Origin of the sequence: Neisseria sp. Dent CA1/247 (assembly GCF_022870825.1) — a bacterium.
Classification (GTDB): Bacteria; Pseudomonadota; Gammaproteobacteria; order Burkholderiales; family Neisseriaceae; genus Neisseria; species Neisseria zoodegmatis.
The window spans coordinates 1,396,319-1,410,723 of the sequence record NZ_CP091522.1; the positions used below are offsets into that span (position 1 = coordinate 1,396,319).

Consider the following 14,405-nt stretch of genomic DNA (forward strand, 5'->3'; position numbering starts at 1 on the left):
ATCCAGCCAATCAAACGGGTTTTTAATACAAGACAGCAAGCCGCAGACAGTACGGCTAATACGGCTGGCGCATTAAAAATTAATTCGGTTGATTGCAGCCGAGCAAACCATACTGATTTTGTGTACAATTACGCCCATTTCCAACCGCATGTGTGAGCTAGATTCATGTCCGTCGTATTGCCCTTGCGCGGCGTTGCCGCCCTGTCTGATTTCCGCATCGAAAAACTCCTGCAAAAAGCCGCAGCCGCCGGCCTGCCGAAAGCAGAATTAAGCAGCGAATTTTGGTATTTTGTGAGCAGCGAATCCGCGCTGAACAACGAAACCGCAACGAAATTGCAGGCTTTGTTAGAAGCAGAAAGTGTCGAAAAAACACCCGAAGCCGAAAACAGCCTGCATTTGTTTTTAATCACCCCGCGCATCGGCACCATTTCGCCGTGGGCATCCAAAGCCACCGACATTGCGCACAACTGCGGCTTGGGCGAAATCGAACGCATCGAGCGCGGCATGGCGGTGTGGGTGAAAGGCGAACTGAACGCCGGGCAAAAACAGCAATGGGCCGCCCTCTTGCACGACCGCATGACCGAAAGCGTGCTGCCTGATTTTCAGACGGCCTCACAGCTCTTCGCCCACCCCGAAGCGCAAACCTTTGCCACCGTTGACGTTTTAGGCAAAGGCAAAGACGCTTTAATACAAGCCAACAGCGAACTGGGCTTGGCGCTGTCGCCCGACGAAATCGACTACCTGCTGGAAAACTACCAAGCCTTGCAGCGCAACCCCAGCGATGTCGAACTGATGATGTTTGCGCAGGCCAACTCCGAACACTGCCGCCATAAAATCTTCAATGCCGACTTCATCTTAAACGGCGAAAAACAGCCCAAATCGCTGTTCGGCATGATCCGCGACACTCACAACGCCCACCCCGAAGGCACGATTGTGGCCTATAAAGACAACGCCTCCATTATCGAAGGCGCGAAAATCGAGCGTTTCTACCCGCGTGCGGACGAGCAGCAAGGCTACCGCTTCAGCGAAGAAGAAACGCATATCCTGATGAAAGTGGAAACCCACAACCACCCCACCGCCATCGCCCCTTTCGCGGGCGCGGCCACCGGTGCGGGCGGCGAAATCCGCGACGAAGGTGCCACCGGCAAAGGCGCGCGCCCGAAAGCGGGGTTGACCGGCTTTACCGTGTCCAACCTCAACATCCCCGGCTTCAAACAACTGTGGGAAGGCGGCTACGGCAAGCCCGACCACATCAGCAGCCCGCTCGACATCATGATCGAAGGCCCCATCGGCGGCGCGGCATTCAACAACGAATTCGGCCGCCCCAACCTCTTGGGCTATTTCCGCACCTTTGAAGAAGAGTTCGAAGGCCAAATGCGAGGCTACCACAAACCGATTATGATTGCCGGCGGCTTGGGCAACATCCAAGCAGGCCAAACCCATAAAGACCAAATCCCCGAAGGCGCATTATTGGTGCAACTCGGCGGCTCCGGCATGCTGATCGGCTTGGGCGGCGGCGCGGCTTCGTCTATGGATACCGGCAGCAACGCCACCGATTTGGACTTCAACTCGGTACAGCGCGGCAACCCCGAAATCGAACGCCGTGCGCAGGAAGTGATCGACCGCTGCTGGCAACTCGGCAAAAATAATCCGATTGTGTCGATTCACGATGTCGGCGCGGGCGGCTTGTCGAACGCTTTCCCCGAATTGGTGAACGACGCCGGCCGCGGCGCGGTGTTCAAACTGCGCGACGTGCCGCTGGAAGAGCACGGCCTAAGCCCGATGCAGATTTGGTGTAACGAAGCGCAAGAGCGTTATGTATTGTCGATTTTGCCGGAAAGCCTTGATTTGTTTCGCGAAATCTGCGAGCGCGAACGCTGCCCGTTTGCCGTGGTCGGCACCGCTACCGATGACGGCCATCTGCAAGTGCGCGACGATTTGTACGGCAACAATCCCGTCGATTTGCCGCTGAACGTTTTGCTCGGCAAACCGCCCAAAACCACCCGCAGCGACAACACCGTAAGGCCGTCTGAAAAACCGTTTTCAGGCAGGCATATCGACCTGAAAGAAGCCGCCTACCGCGTGTTGCGCCTGCCTACCGTGGCCGCCAAAAACTTCCTGATTACCATCGGCGACCGCAGCGTCGGCGGCATGACCCACCGCGACCAAATGGTGGGGCGTTACCAAACCCCCGTAGCCGATGCCGCCGTAACCATGATGGGTTTCAATACCCACAAAGGCGAAACCATGGCCATGGGCGAAAAACCGACCGTCGCCCTCTTTAACGCGCCCGCTTCCGGCCGCATGGCCATCGGCGAAACGCTGACCAACCTCGCCGGAGTGAATATCGGCGACATCGGCAACATCAAACTTTCCGCCAACTGGATGGCCGCCTGCGGCAACGCCGGCGAAGACGAAAAACTCTACCGCACCGTCGAAGCCGTGTCGCAAGCCTGTCAGGAACTGGGCATCAGCATTCCCGTGGGCAAAGATTCGCTGTCGATGAAAACCGTGTGGCAAGACAACGGCGCACAAAAATCGGTAACTTCGCCGTTGAGCCTGATTATTACCGGTTTCGCACCGGTGCAGGACGTGCGCAAAACCGTTACGCCCGAATTGAAAAACACGGCAGACAGCGTATTGCTGGCCGTGGACTTGGGCTTCGGCAAAGCGCGCATGGGCGGCTCGGCCTTAAGCCAAGTGTATAACGATATGGCAGGCGAAGCGCCGGATATCGAAGCAGGCCGTCTGAAAGCGTTTTACCAAGTGATTCAGCAGCTTGTGGCCGAAGACAAACTTTTGGCTTATCACGACCGCAGCGACGGCGGCTTGTTTGCGACGTTGGCGGAAATGGTGTTTGCGGGGCGTTGCGGCTTGGATGTACGGCTACCTGAAAACGCAGACGCACTCTCCGTGCTGTTTAACGAGGAATTAGGCGCAGTGCTTCAAGTGCGCCGAGCCGATACCGAAGCGATACGGCAAGCCTTTTCCGCCGCAGATTTGTTGGACGCGGTGTCCGAAATCGCCGTACCCAACAATACCGACATTCTGCACATCTCCAAAGATGGCGAAGTGATTTTCGACGAAAGCCGTCTGAAATTACAGCAGGCATGGCAAGAAACCGGCCACCAAATCCAACGTCTGCGCGACAACCCCGAATGCGCCGACAGCGAATTTGCCCTGCTGGCAGACGACAAGCGCAGCGCGCTGTTTGCCGACCTGAAATTCGACCTCAAAGAAGACATCGCTGCGCCGTTTATCAACAGCGGGGCGAAGCCGAAAATCGCCGTGTTGCGCGAACAAGGCGTGAACGGACAGGTGGAAATGGCCGCCGCCTTTACCCGCGCGGGCTTCGATGCTTACGACGTACACATGAGCGACTTGATGGCCGGCCGCGTGAAACTCGCCGACTTCCAAATGCTTACCGCGTGCGGCGGCTTCAGCTACGGCGACGTATTGGGTGCGGGCGCAGGCTGGGCGAAATCCATCCTGTTCCACCCCGAACTGCGCGACCAGTTCAGCGCCTTCTTCGAGCGCGGCGACACGCTCACTTTGGGCGTGTGCAACGGCTGCCAAATGGTGAGCAACTTGGCGGAAATCATCCCCGGCACGCAAGGCTGGCCGAAGTTCAAACGCAACCGAAGCGAGCAGTTTGAAGCCCGCCTGAGCATGGTCAACGTGCCCAAATCGCCCTCGCTGATTCTGGCCGAAATGCAAGGCAGCCATCTCCCCGTAGTCGTGAGCCACGGCGAAGGCCGCGCCGATTTCGCCCATATCGGCGGCAAGATTTCAGACGGCCTCAATATCGCCCTGCAATACGTGGACGGCTTGGGCGCAGTTACCCAAACCTACCCGCTCAACCCCAACGGCTCGCCGCAAGGCATCGCAGGCGTAACCAACGCCGACGGCCGCGTAACCATCATGATGCCGCACCCCGAGCGCGTGTACCGCACCGCCCAAATGAGCTGGCACCCCGACGATTGGCAAGACAGCGAACTTTCCGGCTGGTACAGAATGTTTGCCGGCGCGCGCAAGGCTTTGGGTTAATTGAGCTGATGGGGTAATACCGACAAGCTGTCTGAATACCGTTTCAGGCAGCTTGTTACTGTTTCAACTCTACATTTGAGAACCATCCGTATGGCCTCCAATACCAATTATGTTTGCTTTACCTGCCGCACCGCACAACGGTGGCCGAAAACCTTTTCAACCGTTAGATTCAGATGATTTTCAGACGGCCTATATATCGATTTTAATTAAATTCGTAAAACTTTCCCCCGCTGACTCCTTCTTCAAGCGGACTAAGACGACAGGCATCTTCCATACAACTTGTTTTAGACACCACGCCAGCGCGGCGGCCGTCGCCAATATAGAATGAACAGTTATTTTTGATAGCTGTTTTAAAATCCGGATGGTTATCCAGCATCAGCTCAACTTCAAAAACCTTATCCCAGCCGTAAGAATTTTTCTGCTCCGGCGATGCCTCACGCTGTGCAACCGATACGACGTTAAAAGAATCAGGTTTTGAGAAAACGTTGTTACACAAAACTCCTAGGTGGTGCACTGCATCACTCAAATCTTGCTGCTCATTGTCTGAAATCTCAATAGAATTGCTGATTTCAGGTGGTTTAAGTTCTGGATCTCCACACGCGGTTAACGCCAAAACCAACAGAGAAATAATGTATTTCATAAATAGCCCTTTAGAAAAATGGAATAATACATTAAATCTCATCCCCAAACACCGCTGTAATATAACTAAAACGTATTTGGATGCGTCGGGCACATCGGGATATACGCCCGTGCCTAAGCCGTATAAATCGGCTGCTGCGTGGGGTGCTTCACAGAACAACAGAAACAGGCTGACAACTCATACTACTTACAGCGGCGTAGTGAATTACAAGCAAAAATAGAAAGATTAACCCGCGAATACCATCGATACGCCGGGCATGCCGATTGTGAAAGCAGCCGTATCCAACGCCGCTTGGATGAAGCAGAAGAAGCTTTACAGTGGGTCAAAAAGATCATTTATGTGCGGCAAACTTTAAATGAAACTCAGCCTAATCCTGACTAACGCACTCTCTTTGAACTGAAACAGCTGTTCAACAAACAAGGCCGTCTGAAATTTTCAGACGGCCTTGTTTCATGCCAACACCTTCGATATGCTTGTATAAAACCAAGTTCCGTTCAAACCCATATATTTCAGGAACCTAAACCCAATGAATATCCACCCTATCCCCGCTTTTTCCGATAACTATATCTGGCTGATTGAACATCAGGGAGAAGCCGTGTGCGTTGATCCCGGCGAAGCCGATGCTGTGATAGCCTACCTCAAACAGCACCGCCTTTCGCTCTCTCAAATCTGGATTACCCATCATCACAACGACCATACCGGCGGCATTGCCGCGCTGAAACAAGCATTTCCCGAGTGCACGGTTTACGGCAATCTTGATATTCCGACTGCCGACATAAACGTCGATGAAGGCGCCAAATTAAGCTTCGGCGGCCACACGGTTGAAGTATGGGCCGCGCCCGGGCACACCGGCACCCATCTCGGCTATGTGCTGCATTTTTCAGACGGCCTTCATGTGTTTTGCGGAGACACTTTATTTTCAGCAGGCTGCGGCCGTGTTTTCACCGGCACGGCAGCGCAACTTTTTGCTTCTCTGCAACGGTACAAAAATCTGCCTGACGAAACGCTCTTTTATCCGGCTCACGAATACACGGCTGCAAACTTGCGCTTTGCCGCCCACATCGAACCGGATAATGCCCATATTCAGACGGCACTTGAGAAAGCCCGCAATATTCCCACGCTACCGGTGAGCCTTGCTCGGGAACGGAATATCAATCCTTTTTTACGAACCGACCACAGGGAAATAGCCGCGCGGGTTCGTACTCTCAGCGGAATAAACAGTGAAGATGAAGTTGAGGTATTCGCAGCAATGAGGGAATTGAAAAACCACTTTTGATGTTGGCAATCGCGTTTGCGGTTGATGGGTTTTATTGTTAAAACATGGGTTTCGTAAACAGCTTTACCTTAGCATTGAGGCCGTCTGAAAAAGTTTTCAGACGGCCTCGATAACACGATTTAATACTTAATCTTAATTCTCTCAAACGGTGCGAATTTCAACACGAGATAACCCGAAACGCCCGCGAACAGCGAACCTAAAAACACACCTACTTTGCTGTAATCCTGTATGGCGGGGTCAACAAACGCCAGCAGGCTGATAAACAGGCTCATGGTAAAACCGATGCCGCACAACAGCGCCACACCATACACCTGCAACCAGCTTGCCCCTTCAGGCAATTGGGTCCAGCCGAGTTTCACCGTTACCCAAACCACGCCGAAAATGCCCAACTGTTTGCCCAAAAACAAACCGGCGAAAATGCCTGCTACCACGGGGTTGAAAAGCACCGAGCTGTCCAAGCCCGCGAAAGATACGCCGGCATTGGCAAAGCCGAACACCGGTACCACGAAAAACGCCACCGGATTTTCCAAAGCGTGCTCCCACTTGAGCAGCGGTGCTTCCTGAATAGAATCCTGCACCCGCAGAGGAATGGCAAAAGCCAGCAACACGCCCGCAAGCGTGGCATGGAGGCCGGATTTCAAAACGAAAAACCACAGCAACAAGCCCAACAGCAGATACGGAAGGCTTTTCAATATGCCTTTTTTATTCAAGAAAAACAGAGCGGCCAAAGTTGCGGCGGCCAAAGCCAGATAAACGAAACTGATGCTGCTGCTGTAAAACAGGGCAATAATCACAATAACGGCCAAGTCGTCCATAATCGCCAGCGCCGTCAGAAAAATTTTCAAAGACACCGGTACGCGGCTGCCCAACAAAGCCAGCACGCCCAGCGCAAAAGCGATATCGGTGGCGGCGGGCACGGCCCAACCTTTCAATGTTTCGGGGTTGCCGCTGTTAAACAAAATATAAAACAGCGCGGGCATCATCAAACCGCCCAACGCGGCCAAGCCGGGCAATATCCGCTTGGCGTTGGTATTCAATTCGCCCTGCAACAATTCGCGTTTCACTTCCAAGCCGACAAACAGGAAAAACACCGCCATCAAACCGTCGTTGATCCAATGCGAAATGCTCAAGCCGGCCACATAAGCGCCGAGCATGCTGAAATAATGTTCCGAAGCGGGCGAATTCGCCACGATGATGCCGAGTACCGCCGCAATCATCAATACGATGCCTGCCGCAGGTTCCGAACTAAAAAAATGAGTTAATTTATCCTTCACTAACCTTCCTTTCTCTTAAAAGTCTGTTGATGGGTTGAGTTGACTACTGAATACAAACCTACTGCCGGAACAAATGCGCCCAACAGTAGGTTTTTCTCTCAAAGGCCGTCTGAAAACAGCTTTTCAGACGGCCTCAATGCTATTTCAAACGCGGATTAACGGTGATACTGTCGCGACAATTCGTGTACCGTGTCCACCAGCAATTTAGCATGTTCAGGGTCGGCATGTTGGTTGATGCCGTGGCCGAGATTGAACACATGGCCGCTGCCGTTACCGTATGCTTCCAGAATGCGGGCGGCTTCGGCACGGATGCTCTCCGGCGTGCCGAACAGGGCGAACGGGTCGAAATTACCTTGCAGCGCCACTTTACCGCCTACGCGCTTGCGGGCTTCGCCGATGTTGCATGTCCAATCCAAGCCGAGGGCGTCGGCACCGGTGTCAGCCATTTTTTCCAGCCACAAACCGCCGCCTTTGGTAAACACAATCACCGGCACGCGGCGGCCTTCGCTTTCGCGTTTCAAACCGCCGACAATCTGCTTCATATAATGCAGGCTGAACGCTTCAAACGCCGCATCGCTCAACACGCCGCCCCATGTATCGAAAATCTGCACCGCCTGCGCACCCGCATCGATTTGCGCATTTAAATATGCGGTTACGGCTTGGGCGTTAACATCCAAAATCTTGTGCAGCAAGTCGGGGCGCGAATACATCATGGTTTTGATGGTGCGGAATTCTTTGCTGCTGCCGCCTTCCACCATATAGCAGGCGAGCGTGAACGGGCTGCCGGAAAAGCCGATTAAAGGCACGCGGCCGTCTAAGGCTTTGCGGATGGAGGTAACGGCATCAAACACATATTGCAGCTTGCCCATGTCCGGCATTTCCAGCTTGGCGATGTCGGCTTCATGCTGCAAAGCACGCTCGAATTTGGGGCCTTCGCCTTCGGCAAAATACAAGCCCAAACCCATCGCATCGGGCACGGTTAAGATGTCGGAAAACAGAATCGCCGCGTCCAAATCGAAACGTTCCAGCGGCTGAATGGTCACTTCGGTGGCCAGCTCGGTGTTTTTGCACAAATCCAAAAAACTGCCGGCGCGGGCGCGGGTGGCTTTGTATTCGGGCAGATAGCGGCCTGCCTGACGCATCATCCAAATCGGTGTGTATTCAACAGGTTGCTTAAGCAAGGCACGCAAAAAGGTGTCGTTTTTCAAAGGAGTCATTTTATTTTCTCGTGAAATTTTGCAGTGATTCCGGCTGCAAACATGAACTTGTATTCAAAACATCAACAGCCGGCTGTTATTTTAAGAGGCCGTCTGAAAGACTGTTTTTCAGACGGCCTCTTCATTGAAGCGGATAAGAAAACGCGGTTAACGGCTTTCTACGGGTAGCAGGTTTTCGCCTTCATCGCGCGCAACGGCTTCCAAAACCAGTTTGCGCTGCAATTCGGCTTTCTGCGGCTGCTCGGTTTCTTCAAACACTTTGGCCAAAGCCAAACGCGCAGGCACTTCGGGGTTGAGGGCGATGCTGGCTTCCAAGTAGCCTTGCGCTTTGCCCCACAGTTTTTTGTCGTAAGCAAGCTGGCCCAAATACATCAGCAAAACGGCATTGTCGGGATGGGTTTTCAGCCAAGCGTCGGCAGTATCAATCGCCTTGCGCTGCTCTTTGTCGCTCAAAAAGCGCACGCTTTCCACGAAAGGCTCCAGCAGTTCGAGTTGGCGGGTTTTCGGGTAATACTCTTCCACCCATTTCACCGCCTGCTGATACAAGCCTAAGCGCTGGTATTTTTCAGCGATGACTACGCACAATTCGCCTGCTTTCAAATGCTCGGGAATGCGTTTCAAGCAGGCTTTCAAGCCGCCCGCGTCGGAAACCAAAGCCAGCAAACGGCGGTAAGCCCAGTTGTGGTATTGGTCGGATTCGTAATCGCTGATGGCGCCCGCTTTCACCAGCTTTTCAGACTTATCCAACACGTCAAGCGCATTGCCTTTGTCGAAAGCGTAGCGCAGTTGCAAACGCACCAAGCGCGTTAAGGTCGGATTGATTTGGGTAGCTGCGGCAAGATGATTTTCCGCAGCCGTGTAGTCGCGGCGGGTAAGTGCCGATTCTGCCAGCAGCAAATGGCGCGAAAGCTGCTGTTTGGCAGGTAAAGCTTGGATGTCGGTCAGATAGCGGTCGCGCAAGGCCATGTCGTCCATCTGGTCGGCGGCGTGTGCGCCCAGCATCAAGGCCAAAGTGCGGTTGTCGCCCGCTTCTTTGTTGGCCAATACTTTGGCGGCTTCCTGTTCGGCTTTTTGGAATTTGCCTTCAAAAAACGCCAAACCGGCATTGTTCAGCGCCAAAGAAGCTTGGCGGCCTTTACGCGCCGTGCCGAAACGTTGGATGCGGCCGGGCACGTTGAGAATGCCGGCAATCAGGCGCACCAGCAGATACAGTACGATCACCAGCGCCATCAAGCCGATAATAAATGCGTGCAGGTTAACGCGCATCATGGTTTGCTCAACCACCACATACACGTTGCCGCTGTAAGAACCCGCCGCAATCGCCAAGCCGACGGCAACGGCGAATAAAACGATAATCCAGATTAAGCCTCTCATGCCCGCTCCCCTTTCACTGCCGGAGACGAAGCCGGTTTGTTTTCACGCGGCACTGTCGAAGGTTTTACGTTTTTCGGCGCATCTTCTTTTTTCGGGCTTAACGTTGAGGGAGAAGACGGAGCGACAACGGGGGCAGAAGCCGCTTCTTCTTTTTTCTCTGCGGAATCTTTCTCTGCGGAATCCGAAGCAGCCGGAGCAGAAGCTGAAGCTTCAGGCGCAACGGCGGGCGCGGAAGCCGCTTCGGGCAGCGTAGAAGGACGGCTCGGGCGCACGACTTCCTGATAATTGCGCACGGCGTTTAAGCTGTTTTTCAGCACGTCGTCGGATACGGAGCGCAAGTCCAAAGCTTTCAATTCGCCCAACTCGCGCAACCAAGATTGTGTGGCCGGAGAGGCGGTGTCGAAATACTGTTTGACTGCGGTTTCGGCATTGTTCAAATCGTTCAGATACACTTCGCCGTTGTGCTGGAGCAAGGCGGTGCGGGCATCCAAAAGGCGCAATCTCAGGTTTTCACGCACGAAATACACTTGTTCGGGGGCAATCAGCATGGCGTCGTTGTTGTCCAAGCGGCGCACTTCGACCATGCCTTTCAGCGCGGCGAGGGTTTTCTGCCAAGCGTTTTCCCACCAAGAAAGGTTGGCGGCGGGCGCGGCTGCCGGTTGGGCGGTTTGACCCGGTTTGAGCGCGCCGTCCACCATCAGCGGCAAGCCGGCAACGGCGGTTTCCAAGCGGTCGAGGCGCAGGGATACGGCGGAAACGTCAAGATAAGGGCGGTTTTTCAAAGCAGTTAAATCGGCGCTTACGGCTTGCTTGATCGGCAGCAGCTCGGGATGGTCGAAACGGCTTAAGCGGCTTTCGATGTTTTCCAGCACGTTAACGGCGGCGGGCACATTGCCGGTAAGCAGTAATTGCTGCGAACCCATATTCAGCATGGTTTCGGTTTCGTCCACCAGCCAATCGGCGCGGCCTTTGAGCAATTCTTGATAGGCTTTGTTGGCGGCGGCGATTTTGTCGGCATTTTGTTTTTGGTTGCCGACGATTTGGTCTAATACGTTTTGGTTGTTGTTTTGTTTACGCAAAATTTCTTGCAGCAGCGCGGCGTTTTGCGATTCGCCCAATGCGGCTTTGTCGATTTTTTGGTTGAAATCCATTTCTTGCGTTTTGAGCAGGTTTTGCCCCTGCACAAACAAAAAGCCGCCCGCGCCCAAAGCCAGCAGTGAAAAAGCCAGCGCCACAACGGCTACCGCCCGGCCTGATGATTGTTTCACCACCACCGGAGTGACTAGGGGTTGGGTATTTTTGGAGTCAGACATAAGATTTCCTGCGGGTTCGGGACTATTCGGTGCCGCTGCGGCAAAGCCTGTTTTCGGTTCGGACGGCTTTTCTGCTGCAGAGGCTGTTTCTTTTTCGGATGATTTCGGCGTGGTATTTTCGGATACGGTTTCAGACGGCCTCACCGTGCCGTCTTTCGATACCACCAAGAGTTGTTTGGATTGCCCGCTTTGCGGGGTGTCGGGCAATTCGTTTTCGGGGGTGTTTCCGTTGGATTCGCTCATTCGTCGCTCCGTGTAACACATTCGTCTGTGCGCCCGATCATGCGGATACGGCGGGCGCCTGCTTTGCGTAAGGCTTCGGCAATACGCGGATGATGGGTGAAGTATAGCAAGGTTCGCAGCGGTTGGGCGAATCTATCGGGCACTTGCCGGAACAATAAATCCACCATTTCGGCAGAGGTAATATAGGCGGCTTGCGGCTCTACGGTTTCCCATACCGACCAATCGGGCGGGCAAGGCCGTCTGAAATAGATTTCGGCCAGTTTGACCTGAAAACCGCGTTGAATCAAAGCGTTTCTTAAAAAATCGCGCCCACCGTGGCCGCGCACAATCAGGATTTCGGCACCGGGTTTGAGTGTGTTCCACACGGGCAGAGCCAGCACGGCTTCGCTGTCGTTGCCCTCTTCGGGGCAGATGATGTTGTGAGGGTAAAACTTTGCTAAGGCTTTACGGCTGCCCTGCCCTACGGTGATTTGGATGGGAAGGCCGTCTGAAAAATCAATGTGCGGCGCGGCGGTTTCGACTGCGCTGGGGCTGACCCAGAAAACGGCATCTGCATTGTGAAAGCGGCGGTTGAGTTGCTGCAAGGCTTTATGGTCCGGCTCAATCTGCATCGGGCTGAACGGCACGGCACGCCAGCCTTGTGCTTCAAATTTGGCTACATCCGCCGAGGCTTGCGACGGCGGACGCACAATCAAAATGGCAGGAAGGTTTTCAGACGGCCTGTTCATGCTGTTTCCTGTTTCGTTTCGGTTTTATTCGGGCAAGCAAAGCGTGTTTTGAAAAACGCTTGATTGATGTTTCAGACGGCCTTTGGTGTGCATTGGGTAATGAGGCCGTCTGAAAACTTATAACCGTTATTCGCCCGCTTCGTAAGGCAAGCCGTTGGCTTCAGCGACTTCTTTCCATGCCTGCAAAATCAGGCTGCCGTCGTTGTCTTTCAATAAAACGGCATCCGACAGCATCCGCCGCCATACGCGCGCTTTGTTTAGGCCGTGCATCAAGCCTAAATAATGGCGGACGGTGTGCCGCAATAAAGCGCCTCCGCCGGCCTGAACGCGGTCGCGGCTGTATCGGTACAGGCGGTGCACCAAATCGGCGTATTCGATGGGCGCTTCGTGGCTGCCGTAAAACAGCGCATCCCAATCGCGCATAATCATGGGGTTGTGGTACGCCTCGCGCCCGACCATCACGCCGTCCACATGCTGTAAGTGGGCGGCAATCTGTTCGTTGGTGGTGATGCCGCCGTTGATGATGATTTCCAAATCAGGAAAATCGCGCTTGAGTTGGTACACATATTCGTATTTTAACGGCGGCACTTCGCGGTTTTCTTTCGGCGACAAGCCGTCCAGCCAAGCGTTGCGCGCATGAACGATAAACGTGGTGCACGCGGTTTTCTGCGACAGTGTGCCGACAAAATCCTGCACGGTGCTGTATTCGGTTTGGCGGTCGACACCGATGCGGTGCTTAACCGTAACGGGAATCTGCACCGCATCCTGCATGGCTTTGATGCAGTCGGCCACCAGCTCTACTTCGCTCATCAAACACGCGCCGAATGCACCTTTTTGCACCCGTGGGCTGGGGCAGCCGCAGTTGAGATTGATTTCATTGTAGCCGTAGTTTTCGCCTGCTTTGGCGGCTTTGGCCAAATCAGCCGGTTCGCTGCCGCCAAGCTGCAAGGCCACCGGCTGCTCGCCCTCGTTAAACTTCAAAAAACGGTTTTGATCGCCGTGAATAATCGCGCCGGCATTGATCATTTCGCTATACAGCCAAGTATAACGGGTGATTTGGCGGGCAAGGTAACGATAGTGAGTATCCGTCCAATCGAGCATGGGTGCCACGGAAAGGCGGCGCGGCGGTAAAGAAGCAGAAGTCATGAAAACGCATCACATTTAAAAATCCGAAGCTGTGCATTATAAAGCTTTTGGCCTGCTTTCGTGCAAAACAGGCCGCTCGCTCAGCTTCCGGTGGCAACGTTGACATCTTGCGCGTTCAAAGCGTCTAAAGCCTGCGGTGCGACGGCAACCAGAAAACCGCGTTTGCCGCCGTTGATGTAGATGAGGTCTAAATCGCGTATCGTGCGCTCCACATACACCGGCAGCGCCGTTTTGGTGCCGAAAGGACTGGTGCCGCCGACCAAATAACCCGTCCATTTATTGGCCTGCTTCGGGTCGGCCGGTTCGATATGTTTCATGCCCAATTCGCGGGCGAGATTGCGGGTGGAAATCTGTTTGTCGCCGTGCATCAGCACAATCATGCCCTGTTTATGCTCGTTTTGCAGCACGATGGTTTTCACCACTTGATGCTCCGGCACGCCCAAACATTCCGCCGAATTTGCCGTGCCTCCGTGTTCGACATAGGGATAAAGATGCGGTGTAAAAGGAATATTATGACCGCGCAGAAAACGGATGGCAGTCGTGATGGGGTAATCGGTTTTGCTCATAAGGCCGTCTGAAAAAATCGTATAGAAAAATCGCTAAACCTAACCGCTGCAATCGGCCATCGGCATGCTTGACGGCGGTTAGAATATGTGGCCGGCTATGTTACCATAAGCGCCTCGACCGACACGCAGTATCTGCCTTTCGGACATTTCCAACACCGGTTTTCCTCCACACAAAAAGGACAGCAACATGACCATCCAATACTTCGGCCAAACGCCCCGCCTTTCAGAAGCCACCGTCGCCAACGGTTTCGTTTTCCTCTCCGGCATGGTACCGGAACGCACCGATGTCGGCGTAACCGAACAAACCCGCGACGTGCTGGCGCAAATCGACAAATGGCTGGCCGAATGCGGTTCCGATAAAAAACACATTTTGGAAGCCACCATTTTTCTGCCGAACTTGTCCCACTACGCCGCCATGAACGAAGCTTGGGACGAATGGGTAGCCCCCGGCCACGCCCCTGCCCGCGCTTGTGTAGAAGCGAAACTGGCTAATTCCGACTGGGCTGTGGAAATCAAAGTTTCGGCTGTGCAGATTCGGAAATAATTTAGGTATGGATAGATGAATCGAGGCCGTCTGAAAA

At 53.9% G+C, this 14,405-nt stretch carries 11 protein-coding genes; 3 read left to right on the forward strand and 8 right to left on the reverse strand.

What is annotated here, in order from left to right:
- Positions 1-165 precede the first annotated feature (165 nt).
- Positions 166-4,047 (forward strand): phosphoribosylformylglycinamidine synthase, encoded by a 3,882-nt coding sequence (purL, locus tag LVJ85_RS06940; RefSeq protein ID WP_244738222.1) that lies wholly within the window; start codon positions 166-168, stop codon positions 4,045-4,047.
- A 202-nt stretch (positions 4,048-4,249) separates the two neighbouring features.
- Here purL and LVJ85_RS06945 read toward each other — a convergent pair whose 3' ends face one another.
- Positions 4,250-4,687 carry a hypothetical protein gene (locus tag LVJ85_RS06945; RefSeq protein WP_244738224.1) on the reverse strand — a complete coding sequence of 146 codons (438 nt, stop codon included), beginning with the start codon at positions 4,685-4,687 and terminating at the stop codon, positions 4,250-4,252.
- Positions 4,688-5,213: 526 nt separating this feature from the next.
- On the opposite strand from LVJ85_RS06945, the gene gloB reads away from it, so the two are divergent.
- Complete coding sequence (gene gloB, locus LVJ85_RS06950; RefSeq protein ID WP_244738225.1) at positions 5,214-5,963, forward strand: hydroxyacylglutathione hydrolase; 750 nt, start codon at positions 5,214-5,216, stop codon at positions 5,961-5,963.
- 119 nt (positions 5,964-6,082) lie between these two features.
- Here gloB and nhaA read toward each other — a convergent pair whose 3' ends face one another.
- From nhaA to ybaK, 7 genes are all read right to left on the reverse strand, one after another.
- On the reverse strand, positions 6,083-7,237 hold the full coding sequence (gene nhaA / locus LVJ85_RS06955; RefSeq protein ID WP_244738227.1) for a Na+/H+ antiporter NhaA: 1,155 nt from the start codon (positions 7,235-7,237) through the stop codon (positions 6,083-6,085).
- A gap of 155 nt (positions 7,238-7,392) precedes the next feature.
- Positions 7,393-8,454 carry a uroporphyrinogen decarboxylase gene (gene hemE, locus LVJ85_RS06960; RefSeq protein ID WP_244738229.1) on the reverse strand — a complete coding sequence of 354 codons (1,062 nt, stop codon included), beginning with the start codon at positions 8,452-8,454 and terminating at the stop codon, positions 7,393-7,395.
- 147 nt (positions 8,455-8,601) lie between these two features.
- Positions 8,602-9,828, reverse strand: coding sequence for a heme biosynthesis HemY N-terminal domain-containing protein (locus tag LVJ85_RS06965; protein WP_244738230.1), 1,227 nt, complete (start codon positions 9,826-9,828; stop codon positions 8,602-8,604).
- Positions 9,825-11,141, reverse strand: coding sequence for a uroporphyrinogen-III C-methyltransferase (locus tag LVJ85_RS06970; RefSeq protein WP_244743104.1), 1,317 nt, complete (start codon positions 11,139-11,141; stop codon positions 9,825-9,827). The genes LVJ85_RS06965 and LVJ85_RS06970 overlap by 4 nt, the downstream gene beginning before the upstream one ends.
- A gap of 239 nt (positions 11,142-11,380) precedes the next feature.
- Complete coding sequence (locus LVJ85_RS06975; protein ID WP_244738232.1) at positions 11,381-12,112, reverse strand: uroporphyrinogen-III synthase; 732 nt, start codon at positions 12,110-12,112, stop codon at positions 11,381-11,383.
- A 126-nt stretch (positions 12,113-12,238) separates the two neighbouring features.
- A complete protein-coding gene (gene dusA / locus LVJ85_RS06980) occupies positions 12,239-13,258 on the reverse strand; it encodes a tRNA dihydrouridine(20/20a) synthase DusA (protein WP_244738234.1) in 1,020 nt (339 codons plus the stop codon).
- Between the two features lie 80 nt (positions 13,259-13,338).
- Positions 13,339-13,824, reverse strand: coding sequence for a Cys-tRNA(Pro) deacylase (gene ybaK, locus LVJ85_RS06985; protein ID WP_244738242.1), 486 nt, complete (start codon positions 13,822-13,824; stop codon positions 13,339-13,341).
- A gap of 187 nt (positions 13,825-14,011) precedes the next feature.
- Between ybaK and LVJ85_RS06990 the strand changes: the two genes are divergently transcribed.
- Positions 14,012-14,368, forward strand: a complete 357-nt coding sequence (locus LVJ85_RS06990; protein WP_244738244.1) for a RidA family protein — start codon at positions 14,012-14,014, stop codon at positions 14,366-14,368.
- The last annotated feature ends 37 nt before the right edge of the window (positions 14,369-14,405 follow it).